Source organism: Vibrio sp. 10N.286.51.B11 (assembly GCF_041469245.1).
GTDB lineage: Bacteria > Pseudomonadota > Gammaproteobacteria > Enterobacterales > Vibrionaceae > Vibrio > Vibrio crassostreae_C.
This window is the reverse complement of record NZ_JBFRKI010000035.1, coordinates 1-20121: the sequence shown is the minus strand read 5'-3', so window position 1 is coordinate 20121 and position 20121 is coordinate 1. Positions and strand designations below refer to the sequence as shown.

At 40.8% G+C, this 20121-nt stretch carries 15 protein-coding genes, 2 tRNA genes and 1 pseudogene; 14 read left to right on the top strand and 4 right to left on the bottom strand.

The window, feature by feature from the left end:
- Window positions 1–17: 17 nt before the first annotated feature.
- Together tssM and AB4154_RS17210 are read right to left on the bottom strand one after the other, a co-directional pair.
- Window positions 18–3410, bottom strand: a complete 3393-nt coding sequence (gene tssM, locus AB4154_RS17215) for a type VI secretion system membrane subunit TssM (protein ID WP_372123673.1) — start codon at window positions 3408–3410, stop codon at window positions 18–20.
- Between the two features lie 61 nt (window positions 3411–3471).
- Entirely contained in the window at window positions 3472–4785 is a 1314-nt protein-coding gene (locus tag AB4154_RS17210) for a type VI secretion system ImpA family N-terminal domain-containing protein (protein ID WP_136974942.1), read from the bottom strand.
- Between the two features lie 688 nt (window positions 4786–5473).
- Here AB4154_RS17210 and AB4154_RS17205 point away from each other — a divergent pair.
- The 10 genes and pseudogenes from AB4154_RS17205 to AB4154_RS17160 form a co-directional block, all read left to right on the top strand.
- Window positions 5474–6079: a hypothetical protein gene (locus AB4154_RS17205; protein ID WP_372123671.1), complete on the top strand. Its 606-nt coding sequence runs from the start codon at window positions 5474–5476 to the stop codon at window positions 6077–6079.
- A gap of 9 nt (window positions 6080–6088) precedes the next feature.
- A complete protein-coding gene (locus tag AB4154_RS17200) occupies window positions 6089–7585 on the top strand; it encodes an FHA domain-containing protein (RefSeq protein ID WP_372123670.1) in 1497 nt (498 codons plus the stop codon).
- Window positions 7578–8078, top strand: a complete 501-nt coding sequence (gene tssJ, locus AB4154_RS17195; RefSeq protein ID WP_136974939.1) for a type VI secretion system lipoprotein TssJ — start codon at window positions 7578–7580, stop codon at window positions 8076–8078. The genes AB4154_RS17200 and tssJ overlap by 8 nt, the downstream gene beginning before the upstream one ends.
- Window positions 8079–8089: 11 nt before the next feature.
- A complete protein-coding gene (tssK, locus tag AB4154_RS17190) occupies window positions 8090–9415 on the top strand; it encodes a type VI secretion system baseplate subunit TssK (protein WP_102333589.1) in 1326 nt (441 codons plus the stop codon).
- Entirely contained in the window at window positions 9412–10203 is a 792-nt protein-coding gene (icmH, locus tag AB4154_RS17185) for a type IVB secretion system protein IcmH/DotU (protein ID WP_017062571.1), read from the top strand. Before tssK ends, icmH begins: the two co-directional genes overlap by 4 nt.
- A 148-nt stretch (window positions 10204–10351) precedes the next feature.
- Complete coding sequence (locus AB4154_RS17180; RefSeq protein WP_102487243.1) at window positions 10352–11839, top strand: PAAR-like domain-containing protein; 1488 nt, start codon at window positions 10352–10354, stop codon at window positions 11837–11839.
- A 12-nt stretch (window positions 11840–11851) separates the two neighbouring features.
- Complete coding sequence (locus AB4154_RS17175) at window positions 11852–12625, top strand: AHH domain-containing protein (protein ID WP_102384353.1); 774 nt, start codon at window positions 11852–11854, stop codon at window positions 12623–12625.
- Entirely contained in the window at window positions 12622–13182 is a 561-nt protein-coding gene (locus AB4154_RS17170) for a hypothetical protein (RefSeq protein ID WP_102333593.1), read from the top strand. The genes AB4154_RS17175 and AB4154_RS17170 overlap by 4 nt, the downstream gene beginning before the upstream one ends.
- Window positions 13163–13600, top strand: a complete 438-nt coding sequence (locus AB4154_RS17165; protein WP_102333594.1) for a hypothetical protein — start codon at window positions 13163–13165, stop codon at window positions 13598–13600. Before AB4154_RS17170 ends, AB4154_RS17165 begins: the two co-directional genes overlap by 20 nt.
- Before the next feature lie 61 nt (window positions 13601–13661).
- Window positions 13662–14144 (top strand): annotated as a pseudogene (locus AB4154_RS17160) (DUF4150 domain-containing protein); the annotation flags it as partial.
- Window positions 14145–14673: 529 nt separating this feature from the next.
- On the opposite strand, the gene ltaE reads toward AB4154_RS17160, so the two are convergent.
- Window positions 14674–15678, bottom strand: a complete 1005-nt coding sequence (gene ltaE / locus AB4154_RS17155) for a low-specificity L-threonine aldolase (RefSeq protein WP_372123668.1) — start codon at window positions 15676–15678, stop codon at window positions 14674–14676.
- Between the two features lie 39 nt (window positions 15679–15717).
- Window positions 15718–16233, bottom strand: coding sequence for an NUDIX hydrolase (locus AB4154_RS17150; protein ID WP_017062564.1), 516 nt, complete (start codon window positions 16231–16233; stop codon window positions 15718–15720).
- Between the two features lie 288 nt (window positions 16234–16521).
- On the opposite strand from AB4154_RS17150, the gene AB4154_RS17145 reads away from it, so the two are divergent.
- The 4 genes from AB4154_RS17145 (at window position 16522) to AB4154_RS17130 (ending at window position 20030) form a co-directional block, all read left to right on the top strand.
- A complete protein-coding gene (locus AB4154_RS17145; RefSeq protein ID WP_017067123.1) occupies window positions 16522–18177 on the top strand; it encodes an ATPase RavA domain-containing protein in 1656 nt (551 codons plus the stop codon).
- Window positions 18178–18188: 11 nt separating this feature from the next.
- Complete coding sequence (gene viaA / locus AB4154_RS17140) at window positions 18189–19634, top strand: ATPase RavA stimulator ViaA (protein WP_017064542.1); 1446 nt, start codon at window positions 18189–18191, stop codon at window positions 19632–19634.
- Between the two features lie 200 nt (window positions 19635–19834).
- Window positions 19835–19908 (top strand) — tRNA-Cys (locus tag AB4154_RS17135).
- Window positions 19909–19954: 46 nt separating this feature from the next.
- Window positions 19955–20030, top strand: a tRNA-Gly gene (locus AB4154_RS17130).
- Window positions 20031–20121: the final 91 nt, after the last annotated feature.

Here is a 20121-nt window from a genome sequence, read left to right as displayed (position 1 = left end):
TTGTATTTGTATTTGTATTATATAGCTTCGGGTAGAGTGAAGTTATACAGCTCCGCTAACGTAAACGGGTTTTTCTGAGTCAAAGGAGTGATTCGCAAGCTCAGATCTCTGCCTGATACTTTTATATCACTCACGAAGCTACCGTTATGGGTATTTGTTAACGTTGAGTCACCAAATAACCGATAGATAGCCCATTGACCATTCTTGCTTAGTACATGTTGTTTACCTTCGTCTGTTACATCTTGAATTGTTATACTGATATTGAAATCTCCATTTTGAGGAGGCCACTCAAGTTCGCGAATTCTGCTGGGACCATGGTAATAGTTGATATTTGAGTCCGCTATTTTTAAGCTTGCTCTGATCGCACTAGAATCAAGATCAAGTACCTTCGCACTAAATGGAAGGTACAAACGGTTTGTACTCTTGTTGATTAGTGTATCTTTGATGACATTGTAATTTCGTAACTGAACAAGCAGTTCTGGTGAGAGAGGCATAATTTCACCTTCTACTTGTTTTGGCGTCCATAGGTTTGTGTCATAAAAAGGAGCGAAATTTTTATCGATAAATGCATCAAGCAAGCCTCCCGATGCGAAAAGCAGCTCAAAGTCTTCGATCGAAATTTCTTCTGTTGCACTTAGATCAAAAGGGTACCTTCCTAAACCTAACTCTTTGAACTTAGAATAGATCTCACTATACCAAAGAGTCTGTATTCCTTTTGATGATTCAGAAATCATCACGGACCAGCTCTGGTTAACTACGTCTAAAAGCCAACTTCTTACTGGCTCAGGAGATTTTTGTGCAATTTGTTTTAAACGAATCAGAGGATCGGCATCCGTACTACTCATCCGGTGTTGTGCTGCAGACAACGCTGCCATTTGAGGGTCCGGTGCGTCTGCTATATCTTTCATATACGTACGAACTCTGCTCAGTGCAGTTATCGTTTCATCCCATGGTGTAGGGGAGTTTGGAGTTTCGTTAATTTGCAATTGATTCAAGATGTGGAAAGCTTGTTCAACTCTTTTCATTAATAAGTAGTCAGGCTTTACAACTTCTTCAACGAGTTCTGGTGCTGCTTTTACGGCACCCGTAAGTTTAGGGTTAACTTGAGCCATTAATGCTCCTTGTTGACCGATCGGTGAAAACTGCGTGTTTGTATAAACTTGTTTTAGAACCGTTGTCATCGGAGAAGATGGGCCAGAGATCAGATCAATGGCGTTAGTAATCTCCCCTATATTGTTATAACGCTTTACTTTTAGTTCGCTTAAAGCATTTCGCCAATAACTGATGTAGTCATCCGTATATTTTTTTCTTACTTGCTTCTTGAATGTCTCTTGTTCTTTGTCTGTTGGGATTACGTGGTTTGACAAACCCAATACCCAGTTGTCGGTGATGACTTGTTGCGACATTAAATCGACGCGAGGGCGGTAAAACGTACTGAAGCCTGTAGATGTGTAAACTTTATCGATTTCTAATCGTTGAGGATCCAAGTTGTCGTTGAAGACATTATTAAAGTCGAAACCGACTGCTCGCTGTAAATTCAAAGTGCCTAAATCAATGTCACCTGCTTGTTGTAACAAGCTGGCGTACACAAGATCTACATTTGAACTAGAGAGTAGAGAACGTCTTGTCGCACGCACCATATTCATGTTGATCGATACAGGTTCAAAATCAGTGCGGAAATATGCGTCCAAATATTTCATCACTGTCGTGATCGTGTCTGGTTGATCACTGAGTTTTTGGAGCGTTGACATCGTTTGCTGACGTAGAAATTTTATCTCGCGTTTTGTAGGATCATTCAACATTAAGTAACCTTTTAGTAAAGGCAGTGCATTATTAACGTTGTCTTGATTTTGTGTTAGTTGCAAACGATAACCTTGCTCAATTACTGGCATTAAGTGGTTTCTAATTTGCATTATGAGGGCGTTATAAGCGATTTTCGTACTTTCATCGAGACGACTTACATTCATATTCACAAGTTCATTATCTAGCGCTTGTGAGCCACTAAGCCATGCTTGATAAGATGGTTGTACAGTTTGGATCGCACTTGAAAGAGAACTTTCAAAAGAATTGCCTTTTGGGTAAGACGATTGTGAATCATCTATACCAATAAGCTGACTAATCACTCTCAGGTTGTCATCTAAAGTCGTTGAAAACAGGTAAGCACCACTACCTAGTAAAATAATGGAAGCTGCAACGGCTAGACGGCTCTGCCTCTGGATCATCCTAAGGTAAGTCTTGTTTTCACCTGCGAAATCAGATTCAGGCAGGATCTGAGAGTCCATTAAGAAACGCGTAAAATAGGGCGTTTCTGTTAACTGAGTATGTTCCGACGCAATGATCGGCAAGTTAAAGTAGTTGCTGCAACTCTTAGCTAATAGGTTGTATTTTCTACCACCTTGGATATTCGATATAAAAAACACTTCACGGATATCAAGAGAATAAGACCCAGTATTGAGTTCTGAAAGTCGTTCTATCACAGAAGCAATTTCAGACTGACACAATTCGAATTGTTTAGGGAATGCTAATATGGCTTGCTTCTCGTTAACTTCATTAGAGTGAGACGACGAATCTAACGCATTGCTCTCCATTACTTTTACTAAATTACGGAAGCTATCATGGTAGTACTCAACAAATACACCTTTAGCTTCCTTTAATGGAATTGATAGAAATTCAACCGAGGTCTTTAAAGAACTAAAGTGTATGTATTCCTTAAATCCTTCTAGCTTGTCGAGCTTAGACATCATTAAATATAAAGGGATCGCTGAAGATGTTTTTTCACTTACTGATTCTAATCGATGGTTAAGCGCGGTTAACGTGTAATCGATTTGTTCGGTTTCAGAGACAATTAGAAATTCAAAATCGATAAAAAACAAGCAACCAGAAAATGGCTTTCTAGGCTTGTGTTTAATGACCTCATCTACAAATGTGTTCCACAGAGCGCTATCGTTACTTGATACTTCTTGAAACAATAGGCGTTGATCCGGTTTGATATACACGGCGGAGTCTGACTCATACCATTCGAAAAAATCATTCTTTGCAGTACGAGTCTGATCCATTGGCTTGATTGCACTGGAGTTAAGTAGAAACTGAGTTCGACCCGCGTATTTATTGCCAATCATTAAATAGATTGGCTTTTTATTGGAACCAGAAAGAAGCGGACGGATGACCATGGCTAATGCTTCTTCTTCTGTTTCCAGCTTTAGGGCTTTAGTGTTGTTTTTCTTTTTTAGCCACAACGTTACCTGAAACAACGAATAGAAAATTGTTATAGCACCTAAAGCAATCCATAGGTAAAACTTGTCTGTTATATCTAGCCAAAGGATATAGATTGCAGCGATCGTAGCAGCAAGAAAGAGGAAAATGGCCGTTGATATAACAACAGGGTTCCTCATTAGTTTGTGTTTTAACATAAGCCTATTTCGTTGTTTTGAGTTTGTTGTAATACCGAGTCTTAAGACGGTTTTATGAGTTTTACGGTTTATTTGCTGACAGATCTGATTCTAAGGTTTTTATTTTGTGTAAATAGACGTTCAGTATCCGAAGAGATTTCTGTAGTTCTTTTTGTTGTTGTTCTTTTTCTGCATATTCAATGCGGCCAATCAATGGAAAAAGAGAGTTACTGTACTCATAAGCTCGTGCTGTCTTTTTACTTTCACTTCCTCTAATTACATTCGCAAATACAGTCCTGGCGTTAGAAAAGCGTCGGTGAAGTTGGGCGTAATCTGTGTTTAACTTTTCTTGTTCATTGGTGAACTCTTGGCGTAATCGTAGAATAGAAGACGAGTCCGGATACAGCTTGGTTAAATCAAGCGTCAATCGGTCTAAAATATCGATCTGATACACTTTGATTGGATCGGCAACCCAACCTTTCATTAGTGTGTCTAATTGGTTTACGACATTAGGTCTAACATCTTGAGAAATAGGAGCATATTCATATCTTAATGAATGTGCTATTTCATTAAGTTGTGAGATATCAGATGTGATGATTTGTTTAGTCAGATCTTTTAGTTGGTATTGCTTATAAAAGAAGTGAGAGGACAATGCTAAAGCAAGAAATCCGGCTAACAGGTAGACGACTAAATAATTAGAGGGTGTTTTATCGTCGACTTTCGATGTTGTTGCAGATTGCTTATTTGACACATCAATTTTAATGGTTGATGGTTGAGCCACTGGTGTTGGTTGTTTATTTTCTTCTGGAGCTCGGTACTTTCGTTGATTCTCTGCTTCGCGCAGGTTTGCTTCGGTCTCTTTATGTTCATCAACCCATTGCTTTAAGATTCGACGTACCCCACCTAATGAAGGTGCTTTTATACCGTAATGTAGTCTTAGTTCTTCTTCAATTCTCATACATAAGCGATGGCAAGTTTCGATCAGCAGTACGTCGTCGGGGCTTGTTTTAATCGACTTTATTCGTTTTTCTGTGTGTTCAACCATCCAGTCTATCGCCCCAATCCTTGCGTTTGATTTTGTAACTTCTGGATATGCGGTAAACCAATAAACGACGCATAAGTCCAGAATAGAACTGAGTCCTTCAGCTAAACCTTTTAAGCCATCATTATGTGTTGCTGCGACAGTAAAGTAGCAACTACAACGGAAATCTTTGCTGTTTTTCGAAAGTATCGTTTTTGAAAGAGACTGAACCTTTTTCCAAGATACTCTCCCTGTCACCTTATTAAGGTTATTAATTTGACGTTTTATCTCTGTAAAATCATCTAATGCGTTTGGGTTAGTTCCGCTAGGCTTTTCTTCGTCAATAGGCCGTCTTGTGAAATCTGAGGAGAACATAATCTTGATATCCAACTGTATATATAACGAAATCGAAATTTAGCGATAACTAATAAATTTAGCCTCGCTTGTTTTTATATTTATATTTTTTCAAGGATTCTATAGTCAAACAGAATAATTTGAATGTTAAAAGATTTGAAAGTTCTGAATTTCAGCACTATGTGACGTTATTCACAAAAAGATCAAAAAACGTAACAATTTACGACTGAGCTTTATAAAGTTTCAGTGATGAAAGTCACGTTTATGGTCTTTGTTGGGAAAAATAATATGAACCTAACTATTCATGTGTGTGGTGTTTTATTGATCAATAATTACTCTTACCAATGATTACATAAATATTAACTAACACTAAATTAGAAAAATGCTGGAAATGATTATGCTACAGCTTAAAGATAAAAAAGTGGCATGTTAGGTTTTTTGAATTTTGTAAATGCTAATTTTCTTGTATTGAACAACCTTCTTTCTTTGGATGGTTGTTGGTCGTTTGATTTTTCAATTATTGATAGTTTTGATTTTATAAATGAATTTTATTTGTAATTATTCGTAATGCATTTTCTTGTAGATATATCGTTTTTTTTGCTAGTTATAATGTCGTAAATGGCGGGTGTGACCGTCTCCTTATTGTAAAAGACATAATACTTGCTATCTTGCGCATCTAGTTAATATATGGATGAACTCAGAGGGAAGCATGCGAAACCTAAGTCAAATCGGTCTAATATCCACAATGTGTCTTTTTTCGTCCATCGCGATCGCGAAGGGGGAAAGATATGGTGGCTCAGTAAATATGCTGAGCATAGACACTATAGAATATGAAGAAGGACCGAGTGGCCAAGTAGATGCTCTGCGTTACGGGTTCGTCCATACACGTCCAATTGATGAAAGTAACAACCGATGGCGTTGGTGGTTAGGTTTTAATTATTTGGCTGAAGACGACATCGAAGCTCCAAAGAATGGCGTGTATAACGAGGTAACCAATTACGAACTTCGTATTGTGCCTCAGTATGCTTTAGGTAGCTGGTCGGTGTTCACACCTTATATAGGTGCTGGCTTGTCTTTAGGTTACTCGCAATACTCAAACCGTTGGAAAGTTGACGACCAAGGCTTTCGTTACAGCGAACAACTTGAAGATATCGATCAATTTGAAGCTGGCGCTGTTGTTACTTTTGGTAGTGTGATCAAATTAGGAAGTAACCCAGACGCTCATTTACAAATAATCCCGCAAGCTTCATACATCTTACCTTTTTATAACGAGGGTCTAGGTGGTGTCGAGTTTAGTGTTTCTCTTCTGTTTTAAAGGCTATTCATGCGTATAAATCAATTGGTTTTGGTGATCTCGAAGTGCCCTGAAGAATATGTTGGAGCTAAAAGTATCGAGATGCCTGAAGAAGGTGGATCTCTAGGGCGAGAAGCAGGTTGTACAGTGACTTTAACGGATCACAACCGATTCATATCTGGTACGCACTGTCTATTGAGTATATATGGAGACACTTATTACATTAGTGATGTGAGTACAAATGGCACATTGGTTAATGGTAATAAGATCCTAAAGAATCAACCAGTTTCGTTGTGCGATGGTGACAGAGTTTCTCTCGGACAATATGAAGTGAGTATTTCTCTTGAGTTGGTAACGACTTCATACGACATAGCTTCTGAAATAGCGCCAGAAAGAGATTCAACAGACCCTTTAATGAACTTGGAAGAGTCCGTTGTTGAGGAAGAAGCAGAGACAGGCGCGCTTGAAGATCTCTTCATGGAAACGAAACCTGATGGAGTAGATACTCATGATCCCGTCGAGCACTTAAAATTCTCAATGCAGAGAGATGATGATTATTTGGTCCGAGACGAAAGTAACGAAAAAAATCTTATGAAGTCATCGACAGAACATCAAAGGCAAGTCGTTGATGACAGTCTGAGTATCCATTCTGAGTTTGACCTTCCTAGTCTGATTCCTGAAGATTGGATGGGGATGGAAGAAGAACAGCAGGCGAGCCTGAAAGCTAAAGATGTCGCCGATGATCAAGCTAAGATATCGAACCGTTTGAAACCAGCAAGCGTTGAAGGTTCAGATCTTAAGTCAGATACACCTAACGGCAGTTCAGGGACTCTCAAAAATAAACTACCAGAAGTGCCACCTGTCACTATTATACCTCATTCTACAAACATACAGAGCCATAAATGGGAAGAGGTGACACAAGAATTTGTCTCTCATACCGAACCACAAGAGCAGCCTGTTGAAAGTGAGAGTAGAACTCAGAATAATATCGCATTGAGTGAAACTTCTTACGAACATGAAAATGTAACACATGCATTCTTTGAAGGACTGGGTGTTGATTTAGAATCTGACACGAAACATGACGCTCTATTTTTTAAACAAATGGGCGCTTGTTTACGATTGTGTATCGATAATTTGTACAAAGATTTACAGAGTGTTGAAGAGCTTACTGACGAAAGTTCATTTGCCCACAATGATCTTAGCCTAACTACATTGATGTTAACGCTCAATAGTCAAAATCTATTGGCTCCAAATGAGCTAATTGAACAGATACTGGATGAACTTAGCGAGCACGATACCTTATATGCGAAGGCAATTAACGATTTGGTATTGGAGCAACTAAAAGCGAATGATCCTCAGCAGTTTGCAAACACTTTAAGCCAAGAGACACGCTTCCTTAGTAAATCAAAGTTGTGGAAAAAGTACAGTGAACATTATAAGCAAAGTACTAGACAATTCAATGCGTCAACTTTTAAAGCGTTGATGAAAGACAGATACAATAAGGTTGCAAAAGCTGATCATGCGTAAACTTATAATCCCCATTACCTTGTTTCTATTATCAGGTTGTTCTATGTGGGAGCAGTTCAAAGAGTCCTCAGGGATAACTCCTGAGACTTCTTCGATTGAACTTGTTATCGAAGCTTCAGAACACCTCAATGTTCGTGACCAAGGTCAATCGTCCCCAGTAATTCTGAGAGTTCACGAATTAACGTCTCCAGTTATGTTCCGTAGTTTGGACTTCTTCGCTTTGTTCGAAAATGATAAGGCCTCCTTGGGGGATGAATACATTAAACGGTACGAATATCAGCTGCAACCAGGAGACAAGTTGCACGAGATTCTAGAGTTAGACCCAACAACTAGAGCATTGGGTTTTTCTGTCGCATTCCGCGATATCAATGGCTCATCTTGGCGGAAGGTCGAAGTGATCGAAGAAAAAAGTGAGTACTTCCTCAGACTAAAACTTGAGGGTAGCGAATTATCTTCGAACAATACTCGTGGTATTGAACAGACGTATTTTTAAGGAACCGACGAATGTCTTTATATAATCCAGTTGTTTGGCAAGATGGTATGTTCATGAAGCCTCAACATTTCCAACAACTAGACCGATCTCAAAGTAAGTTATCTAACATGCTTAGCTCTAATAGCTCTCCATTACATTGGGGAGTAAAAAAAATTGAGATTAATACTGAGCTATTGGCATTAGGAAAAATCGGAATCACACGAGCAGAAGGTATATTACAAGACCGCACGCCATTTGATTTACCGCTTCTTGCTGAACTTCCAGAAGTAAGAGATGTTGACCCATCTATTGCGGATAAAGTGGTGTACTTATGTTGCCCACTACCATCAGAGCGTTCGGAACTCTTTGGAGGTAATGGTGACGGTGCTCGTTATAACATGGAGACCCAAGAAGCCGTCGATGCATGTTATGAATCAGAAGATATGGCAAGTATTGTGGTGGGTAAACTTAACTTCTTCTTAATGTACGACCACGAAGATAAGAGTTCTTATACATCGATACCCATTTTAAAAATTTCCGAAGTGAAGCCCGACGGAAGCATCATTTTGGATGAGAACTATATCCCGACGTGTATTGATATTCATGCTTCTACCGTTTTAAGCAAGTTCGCGACTGAATTCGCGTCAATGCTCAAACATAGAGCAGAATCTATAGTTCAGCGTTTGGGGGTGGTTGACCAACAGGGCGTATCATCTGTTGCTGATTTTATGTTGTTACAAGCCTTGAATCGTTATGAGCCGTTGTTCTGGCATTTTGCAAGTGTGGAAGGCGTTCACCCAGAGTCATTTTATCGGATCCTGTTACAAGCGGAAGGTGAATTATCTACACTGTGTTCCGCATCTCGTAGACCACAAGAGTTTACAAAATACAACCATAGCCAACTGACCGATTGTTTATCTCGTACGCTTGATAGCGCGAAAATGACATTAAGTGTTATGTCAGAACAACGTGCAATACCTTTAACATTGAGGGAGCAAAGCTATGGAATTCGAACTGCAGCAATTCCAGACAGTAAAATTGTCGAATCTACGACGTTTATTCTTGCTGTTAAAGCAGACGTACCACTTGATATTCTGCATACGCAGTTTGTAAGCCAAACCAAGATTGGTTCGATCGACAATATTCGCGATTTGATCAACTTACAATTGCCGGGTATTGAAATGAAACCAATGCCAGTGGTACCTAGAGCGTTGCCTTATCATGCCGGATATACCTATTTTGAGCTCGATAAAGCAAGTGACGAATGGAATGCATTGAATAACACCGCAGCAATCGCAGTCCATATTGCTGGCGACTTCGCGAACTTATCACTACAGCTTTGGGCTGTACGTTTATGAGTTACGCCGAAAACGACGTCACCGTAGTACTATTTCAACCAGAACCAGGCAAACCAATGGAGGTTATGCCTGCACCTGATTTATCTAGAAATATTGCGGTAAGAGACCTAAACGTGGAGAGCATGGGTGTTAACCCGTTGGTCGATCAGTTTACTTGGTTAATAGCCAGTCTCTCATGTATGTCTTCGATTCCTTGGTTGGACGATCCTGGTCCTTTTAGAGAACAAGTTGCACGAGAAATTCGCAAAGGTGAACGAAAGCTCAATGAAATGGAGTTGGATCGGGCATCAATATTGGTCATACGCTATTGCTTATGTGCTGCAATAGATGAATCTGTGTGTAGGCAAGAGTGGGGGGCAAACAGCCATTGGAGTACCAATAGCTTATTGTCGGAGTTCCATAACGAAACATCGGGTGGCGATAAGTTTTTTACTATTTTAGAGCGCTTGAAAGCTGATCCACGAAAATACAGACACGTTATCGAATTCCTTTATTTATTGCTTCAACTTGGGTTCAAAGGCAAGTACGGCCGAGAAGAGCGTGGTAACGAAAAGCTTTCAGAGATAGGAAACACAATTTATCGCTTAGTCCGAGACGAGCGTTTAGCCGAACAGGAAAAAGTAACGTTAGTTAACTTAAAGGCGAAGTATTTAAAGAAACCGCTCAAACGCGTTATTTCCCCTAAGTTGATTATTGGCGTCAGTACTGTGATCTTTGGTGTTATGTATGCCGCGACTTACTTGGTCATTGACCTAAAATTTCAGCAGTTACTGGATGTTTATCAATAGCATTAGATTTAATTGTGAGATCTTCTGTCCGTTTTTAAAAATAGACTCGAAGTAACAGTCTCATCCTTCATTTTCACTACGTACTTAGAGAGATTGCAGCCTGCGATCTCTTTTATCATACATCTATTGGAATTTAATTGGATTTACTATGGGCGTAACAGTTTGTGCGAATGGACTCAGCGTAGTTCATCAAGGCTCAGGAGGAGAAGCGAACGCAACACTCCCTGATGTTTGTTTAACAACAGTCGGCAAACCTGTTGTTCCTATCCCTTATGGTAACAATGCAAAGTCTGCCGATTTAGCGGGAGGCACCACGACTGTCTCTATGGATGGCGGTAACAGCATTGCTATTAAAGGCAGTAAATTCAGCGCCAGTACTGGTGACGCCGGTGGTGATAAAAAGGGCGTAGCTTCTGGCACTATTGAAGCCGAGGCCGAATTCATATCAGCTTCTCCTACCGTTAAGTTCGAAGGTGTCGGTGTATGCCGCCTTTCTGATCAAATGACCATGAATAAAGCCAACACTATGTGTTTAGGCGGTGCTCAAAACCCTTCGGTTTCTGTAACTGAAGATCAAGAAGGGACGTATACGGTTGATCTGTTTCTTTCTTATTCTGATGGGGAGCCTGTCCAAGGGGCTACATATAAATTGGTTGATCAAACCGGCGCTTCCTTTGAAGGTACATTAGATAATGCAGGCAAAGCTTCGGTGAGTGGGGTTGCACCTGGTGAATTTAACATTGACTATGGTGAAGATAGTCGCGAATTCATGCCAAACATCCCAACTAAAACTAACCCTAATTTCAACCCAAATGCGAATGCTCAATTAATTATTGAAGAAGCAAAGCGAGGCGAGGTTGGTTTTTGGGAAAACTCCTGGAAGAGAATGTCTGGCGCTGCCAGCTGGGTCTGGGGAGTAATTTTAGGTGACTTTAATGATGACTCATCGGTAGAGCAAATCATAGCCAACACAGCGCTGACAATGATTCCCGTCGTAGACCAAGCTGCAGATGTACGAGACCTGTCAGCAAATATCATGACACTATTAAGTGAAGAAGAACGAGATAAGCCAGAAAATTGGTTGGCACTCTCTTTGACTTTGATTGGCTGTGTCCCAACGTTTGGCAGTGCAGTTAAAGGTACATGTAAAGTCGCTTTGAAAGGTGGTAAGGGTACATCGAAAGACACTTTACTCGCGGTACTTCGTGGTATGGGTAAAGGTGACCCAGAAAAGTTCTTACGTACATTAGATTGGGTTGATTACGCCAAGCAGGCGAGCAATATTGTATCGGATGTTCTAAAGCCTTGTATCGAAGTGGCGAGTGAGCTTGCTTCTTTCGCCAATCGCATGGGAGCTGATGAACTAGCAGAATACTTCTTAAAGTTAGCAGACGAAGTGAAAATCATCGATAAAATGGTGCCGGATAAGCTTAAACAAGCTATGGGTGAGTTTGACCAGTTATTTGCTCGAATTTTGGGTAAAAGTGAGAGAGCGTACCCTGCAAAAGTGAAACATGACACTGGTAAATCTGCTCAGTCAGGAAAGAGTAACGATAACACCAATGAGAAAAAGGATAAAAAAGAGTTTGTTTGTCCTGTTTGCAAGAAGAAACCAGAGAAATGTGACGCTTATTGAGGAGGAGCAGCTGTGTCTAAAAAGCCGTCAGATAGCAAAATATCAGAACATAAATTGATAATAGGAAGCGGTTCCAAGCTAGCTAAAGCTATAGCAAAAAATAAATGGTCGAGTGATCTAAAAAACCATCCTTGGTATGACTCTAAGTACAATACTGAAAAAGGTGGCTTGCAAGCGCACCATATTGTTACCACTGAATCATTGGATGGTCATTTGTGGAAATTATGGAGAGAGGCTTATGAGTATGACATTAACAGGGCAAATAATGGTGTGATGCTGCCAAGTAGCACTATTATTGCTTGCCAAGTAGAAACACATGTTCATCGCTCCAATCACAATCGAGGTCTTGATTACGACACCGTTTTAGATAAGTACTGGGGAGGCAAGGCTAAGCCCGAAGAAATCCCGGATGAAGAGTGCGAGAAGCTATATAGTGAATTACGCACCTACTTGAAAGGAGTATACAAACAAATAAGCGAGATTAAAAAAAGAGCCGAGAAAAAATATTACTGTAAAAGCTCCAAGAAAAAAGAGTTTACCGAGGATCTCGATGACGCAGCGGAAGATATAGTGGACAAACTAAATAGCTTTCATTGGACTCTGTCCAGATTTGGTAAAGACTATGCTCCGAGCTCAAAAATTGGATGTGGAGGTGGTCACATTGAAAGCGAGAAAAAAAGTAGAGAAGAATGTCCTCATAGGCTTAATATTACTGGAACTGGGCACGCAATTCGGAATAAACTAGGCAAGGTAATGGAACCTAAAAAGTTAGAGGCAGGCTCATGAGTGATTATTTTTTCGTAAAAGAAAACCAAATTACACCAATTTATGCAGTTCCTGATGAATATGAAGAAGCGGCATACAGCACAATATTTACTTTTCCATGTGGCCCTGTGCCTGTTTTAGCAAAATATAAGCCAGACGAAAAGTATATAATACCAGATGTTATAATGGAGCCTGATTTTTCCATATCTAGAAATATATATGATAGATTGAATATTGCAAACTTGTATGGTTCTAACTGGATACATATCAAATTAATTGATAAAGGTGAACATGATTTCATGATGTTGCAGTTAGCAAATGAACAAGATGTCATCTGTCATGAACAGAGTAATTTCAAAAGGTTCAAACGCGGAAATATCTCAGGTATGAAAAAAATCGTCATTGATCCTCAGAAAATTTTATCAATTCCTCTTCAAAAAAGACTAGTATTTAGAGACTCGGCTTGGGGATTTCACACATTCTTTCACAAAATTATAGTAAAAGAAATTGAATCAACAACTCCCAATGGTGTTGAATTTATACCAATAGAACACTTTAATGAAGCGTGGGCCGGTTGATATGTACATCAAGTTTAATAAAGATAATATTAGTAAATTATTACCTGAAAAAAGACCAGGTATGATTTTTTCGAACCCTGATTTGTTTGTTATTTTCAATGATAATATCCGGTTTGTAATTTGGGAAGAAATTTTAGACAAGTTAAATAAAATTTGGCTAGAAGGAAAAGATACTTGGGATAGTAATTTTGATTTTGGTAGTCACCCTGATGATTATGACAGACAGTTTGATGACTATAAAACAATTGAATTATTGCAATTTCCTACAATCACGAACTTAGACACCGAAGAAAAACATGCTTTTGCTTTTAACGAAAATAATGAGTTGTATATTAGTGAAGACTTCGTTAAAGACTTAAAGTCAGCAGGTTGTGTTGATGTTTGGTACGATACAACAGCTCCATATGGTCGTTATTAGACTGTCAGTAATAAAAGCGCCGTAAGGCGCTTTTTGCGTTTAGTCACGGTGTTTTTCGACTAAAGCGAACGCAACACTCCCTGATGTTTGTTTAACAACAGTCGGCAAACCTGTTGTTCCTATCCCTTATGGTAACAATGCAAAGTCCGCCGATTTAGCGGGAGGCACCACGACCGTCTCTATGGATGGCGGTAACAGCATTGCAATTAAAGGCAGTAAATTCAGCGCCAGTACTGGTGATGCCGGTGGTGATAAAAAGGGCGTAGCTTCTGGCACTATTGAAGCCGAGGCCGAATTCATATCAGCTTCTCCTACCGTTAAGTTCGAAGGTGTCGGTGTATGCCGCCTTTCTGACCAGATGACTATGAACAAAGCCAACACCATGTGTTAAGGCGGCGCTCAAAACCTTTCGGTTTCTGTAACAGAAGACCAAGAAGGGAGATATACGCTTGACCTATTTCTTTGTCACTCTGATGGCGAATCTGTGCAAGGTGCGACATATAAACTGGTCGACCAAATCGGCGCTAGCTTTGAAGGAACCATCCTCTCGGGGCTTGGTCATCCTCGATATTTAAAGGCGTTTTCCAAGGAAGTCGCTAGGTGCTATATGACTCAAATAAGTACTGGAAACCGCGCAATGGTTACCATAAACGTACAATTTAGGATGCGGTGATATAACCTATAAAGGATATTAATTGTTTCGAGGTGAATAAGAAGTTGCTATATCGTTCAAATCTCGCTCATCGAGCTTATTCAGTGTACTCGTATCATTCTGCGTAATTGCCTTGTTTGTATCCGTTTTGATACGCATTCATGTATTTGAGAGGTAAAGGGGATCTTGAGCTGAAATTTCGGATAGGTGTCATTGACTGATAGGGTTATGACGAAAGGTGAAGTTTAATGACTTCATTTTCCTCAATTTAGGGTCATCGAAGCCAAAGGTGTAAAGGGCACGGGGAAATTAGAATGAATGATGGGTAGATCATGTTTTTGTTCGTGAGTAAACGTAACAATAGAGCTTCCCCTTAGGGGAAGCTCAAGTCGTATTTGCTCTGGATGATAACCTTTAAAGCTTAAAGTACATTTGCCAACTTTGTTAGGAATCGAGCTATGTCTTCTGCGCTAACATCACGGTGAGTAACAAATCGAACCGGGTTACCTGGAGACATCGTAATGCCTTGTTTGCCCAGTTCGCGAGCGATTCGGTTGATATCCACGGACTCATCTAACTTAGCAAACACAATGTTAGTTTGAATGAAATCAGGGTTAACAGAAAAGCCTTCTAACTTGCTTAGGCCGATCGCTAGGTTTTTCGCGTTCTCGTGGTCAGCTTTAAGTTGAGCAACGTTCTCAGTCAGTGCCATTTTACCTGCTGCAGCAAGAATGCCTGCTTGACGCATACCGCCACCGACCATTTTACGTAGGCGGCGTGCTTTAGCGATGTACTCTTTACTACCAAGAAGTAGAGAGCCAATCGGCGCGCCTAAGCCTTTTGATAAACAGATCGTCATTGAATCGAAGTGTTGCGCGATCTCTTTAATGTGAACGTCTAACGCGACTGCCGCATTGTATACGCGTGCACCGTCTAAGTGCATCTGTAAACCATGTTGGTTTACGAACTCACGAGCTTCCGCTAGGTAAGACATTGGCAGCACTTTACCATTGATCGTGTTTTCTAAACTAAGAAGCTTGGTACGAGCAAAGTGGCTGTCGTCGGGCTTAATCGCAGCGGCAAGCTTTTTAAAGTCTAAAGTACCGTCTGGGTTATTCTCGATTGGTTGAGGTTGGATAGAACCAAGGACCGCAGCGCCGCCAGCTTCGTATTTGTAGTTGTGCGCCTGCTGGCCACACAGATATTCATCACCACGCTCACAATGCGCCATTAAGCCAAGAAGGTTGGCTTGTGTACCTGAAGAGGTAAACATTGCCGCTTCAAAGCCTGTCTCATTTGCTGCCCACTGTTCTAGTTCGTTGACGGTTGGGTCATCGCCATAAACATCATCGCCCACTTCTGCGTTTGCCATTGCGTCACGCATAGCTTGCGAAGGTTTAGTTACGGTATCAGAACGAAAGTCCATGTTTCTCTCCTAGAGTACTTTAGGTAGCCATATAATTGGCTATAGATGGCCACATAGTTGGGCTTTACTTAAACAAGCGATAGTTTTGGTATCAGTGATTTGATCGTGTCGTATTTTATCGTGCAGTTCTTCTAAACTCAGTTCGATCACTTCTATTACTTCATCGTCATCGCATTCAAAGCGGGTAGTGAGGCTTAAGTCTTTTGCGACAAACAGATGTTGTATCTCATCACAGAAGCCAGCCAAAGGGGTGACTTGCCCCAAGCTTTGAAAAGAAGTTGCACTGTAACCTGTTTCTTCTTCCAGTTCGCGTTGGGCACATTGAAGAGGTGTCTCATCTATTTCCATCGTGCCTGCGGGTAGTTCCAAAAGCCATTTCTTTAGAGAAGGGCGGAACTGGTTAATGAGGATGATTTTTCCAGACGAAGTGATAGGAAGAATAACTGCCGCGCCAGGGTGATTGATTGTTGTATGTTTTACCACGACGTTCGTAGGGAGCGTCACGTTCTCCTCTATGAGAGAAATACTTTTCCATTTATGGATAACTTTACTCATGCAGTCTGGCCACATTCCTTGCCAATTTTTCGTATAACGGAAGACGTGCACCACCATAACGTCTATGGTGTCGAAAATAAAAGAAAAATTAGGTTTCGTATTAGATTTAGTTTCACGCCGTTCGTGATGTTACTCTCATAATTGGAATCTATGATTGCGCCAAAATTACCGACGTAACCATCTGATATAAATGCAACTCAATAATAAAATGCACTTGTAACAAAGCGCTAACAAATGTATAAAAACAATTCTACACTCTCAACTGTTCAAAGATTTTCGGAGTAACGCATGAACCCTTCTATTTCTTCACATGCTGACAAGGCGCTACTCTCTGAAAGAATCAATAAATTAGCGCATGCTCTGTCTGATGGTGTCTACGAAAGAGAAGACACCATTAAGCTTTGTTTACTGGCTGCTTTGGCTGGTGAAAGCGTGTTTCTATTAGGCCCTCCGGGCATCGCAAAAAGCCTTATCGCGAAACGTCTCATTCAGGCTTTTGATAACAGCAGCTATTTCGAATATTTGATGACTCGTTTCTCTACTCCCGAGGAAGTGTTCGGCCCACTAAGTATCCAAGAATTAAAAGACAACGGTCGTTACGTAAGACTAACCGAAGGCTACCTACCAACTGCACAAGTCGTCTTCCTCGATGAGATCTGGAAAGCCGGCCCTGCAATCCTAAACACGCTACTTACTGTCGTTAACGAAAAGACTTTCAAAAACGGCAGTGATATTGAACGTGTACCGATGCGTCTACTAGTATCGGCATCCAACGAACTTCCAGATGAAGACAGCGGCTTGGAAGCACTTTATGACCGTATGTTGGTACGCGTGTTCGTGAACCGTATTCAAAACAAACAAAACTTCAAATCGATGCTGACGACGGGTACTTCTCAAGAAGCGGTAATTCCAAAAGGTTTGGCGATTACGGACATTGAATACCATCAATGGCAGAAAGAGCTCGATAAGCTGGAACTGACAGACAATTCGTTTGATAAGTTGTTTGAACTAAAAACCATGCTTGAAGAGACGGTTAAGAAGCAAGGCTCTGCTTCAGAGTCAGAATTGTATGTATCAGATAGACGCTGGAAGAAGGCCGTTAAACTATTGAAAGCGAGTGCGTTCTTTAGTGGTCGCGATAGCGTGAACCCTCTGGATATTATGCTTCTGCAAGATTGTTTGTGGCATAGCCCAGAATCACGTGATGTGGTTCGTAGCGTGGTGAAAGACTTTGCATTGAACCGAGCGTTTGATCAACAAGAGTCGAAAGCTCAAATTGAAATGTCTCGTGAAGAGTTAGAAGAGATTCAAGACGATGTTGAATCAACGTTGTCGGTGTCACTTTCTATGGAGTCAACCAGTGGCTTGTTGCGTAAAGATGTTTACCAGAATGACATCAAGAACGCGAAAATGTACAGCGTGGGCAGTGCTTACAATCTAGTGAAACTGGTTATGCTGCAAAGCAACATGTCGGTTTCTGAATCTGAGAAAGGCGATAGCCGTTGGGTATACGTAGCCAAAGACGATTTTGATCGTGTTCTTAAAGAAGGTCACGGTGATATTTACGGTTACGTAAACGAAAATAAAAACCTATGCCGTTTAAAACTCGACTTGGATGCATCAAACCAATTAGTGATTAAAGACATCGCCAATCGCTCTGTATTGGTGAGTGTGGTTACTACTGACGGTTTAGACCAAGAACTGTACAACAAGTGGTTGAGTGGCGCTGAGAAAGCCTTAGAACAGTTAACTGAAGCTGAATTCAAGTTAAAACGCGTTCGTACTGAATTCCATGATGCATTACCTCATAACTATATTGACCCTGATTTACCAAAAGCGATGGAAGCAAGTTTGCAATCGGTAACGCAAGATCTTGAAACCACGAAAGTGAAGAGTGCCAAGATCGCTCAGCGTATTAAGTTTATGAGCCAGTACTTCGAGTAAGAGGAGAGCATATGTTAGGAGCAGACGGCTTAAACCTCGCTTTGATGGTAGCTGATTCCGGAATCATTGATACCGCGATGAATGATCTCATCGCTCGTTCTCAAGTCATGATGGCTGCAGAGAACAAAGGTGTGAAAACATCAGTGAAAAACCACTTAGTTAAATGGCGCGGTAAAGTTAAAAAACGCGTTACTAAGGTGTGTGAAACTGATCGATTCCAAGAGGAAATCGCCCTTTACCAAGAAGTGATTTACTGGGATGAACCTCAGTTCTTTGATGAGATTGACAGCGTTATCAAAAAGCTGGAGTGGCACTCAGCGTTTTATCTACAAGCTCGACGCCTTATGGAGAACAACAAGGGTGTTTATAACGCGATGTTTCCACACTACTTTTGCGACCAATGGTACCAATCACTTTCTGATGCGATTAAACAAGCTCAAGTAACTGAACTTGAAACAAGCAAAGAAAAAGTCTTAGCCGATCTTTATCAGCGCATGGAAACCATGAAAAACATGGATAAAGTGACTGAGTCGGGTGATGAAGGCAGTGTAGGGCGCTTGTGGGACATGGCTTCTGCCAAATTAAGCAAAACAGACCTTACCATCATGAAACGTCATGCTGAGTTCTTGAATAAGCACAAGGGCTTGCAAGAGATCGCTGAAAAGCTAGGCCGTATGGCTGGTGAGGAAGATGATCCTTCGCTACACAAAGCCCCTGTAGAAGAATTGCAGGTGGTTGAAGAGAAAAGCGATGAAGCGGTCGATGATATTGTCGGGATTCATGAAAGTGATGACCTTAACAAGATGCTGCCAAACGAAACCATGTTCTTAGCTTATCCTGAACTTGAGGTTATCTTTTACAAGCACTTGGCCGACAAGCGTTTACTGAGCTATCGCTCGCAAGGTAAATCACGCACGTTACGCAAAGTGAAGGCGCAAAAACCAGATAGCAAGAACATCGATATTGAAAAGGGCCCGTTTATAGTCTGTGTGGACGCTTCGGGTTCTATGAGTGGTTTCCCTGAGCAGTCTGCTAAAGCAATGGCTTATGCCTTAATGCAAATTGCTCTTGCAGAAGAGAGAGACTGTTATGTGATTCTTTTTTCTTCTGAGCAGATTACCTATGAGTTAACAAGGCAAGATGGCCTACGTGAAGCGAGCGACTTCTTAAGTTACTCATTCCACGGCGGTACGGATTTGGAACCTGTTCTCATGAAGTCGATTGACCTAATGACTGGTGATAAATACAAGAATGCCGATTTAATCGTACTTTCTGACTTTATTGCGCCGAAACAATCAGACGAAATGATTGCTCAGGTTGAAAAGTTGAAAGAACACAAAAACCGTTTCCATGCGGTTAGTCTTTCTAAGTATGGCAACCCTCAACTTATGACTATGTTTGACCACTGCTGGGCGTATCATCCGAGTCTTGTCGGTCGTTTCATGAAGAAGTGGTAGCGCTAGAACATCTTGTTTAACTCGATTTTGCTGTGTGTTTTTTGATTAAAGAGATCGAACATGCAGCAATTTGATTTAAATGTCAGCAAACGGAATTTAAATTCACTTTTTTGTTTGACTATCTCCCCTCAATCCGTAAAGTAGGCACCCGAACACAGCGGTGCGGCTTACTTAAGTCCCTAAAGTGTTGAATTAAAAAAGGCGCCTTGGCAGAGTGGCTATGCAGCGGATTGCAAATCCGTGGACCTCGGTTCGACTCCGGGAGGCGCCTCCATTCTTTTTCTTATCTTGATAAGTTAAGAGATATTAAGAATGAAAATGCGATACTAGCTCAGTTGGTAGAGCGCAACCTTGCCAAGGTTGAGGTCATCGGTTCGAACCCGATGTATCGCTCCAAATTTTGTAGTGTTGATTCATTTTGACATTAAGATGGTGTTTTACTTTTCAGTAATCGGCATCGCAATAAAAAATTGCGTGCCCTGGTGGT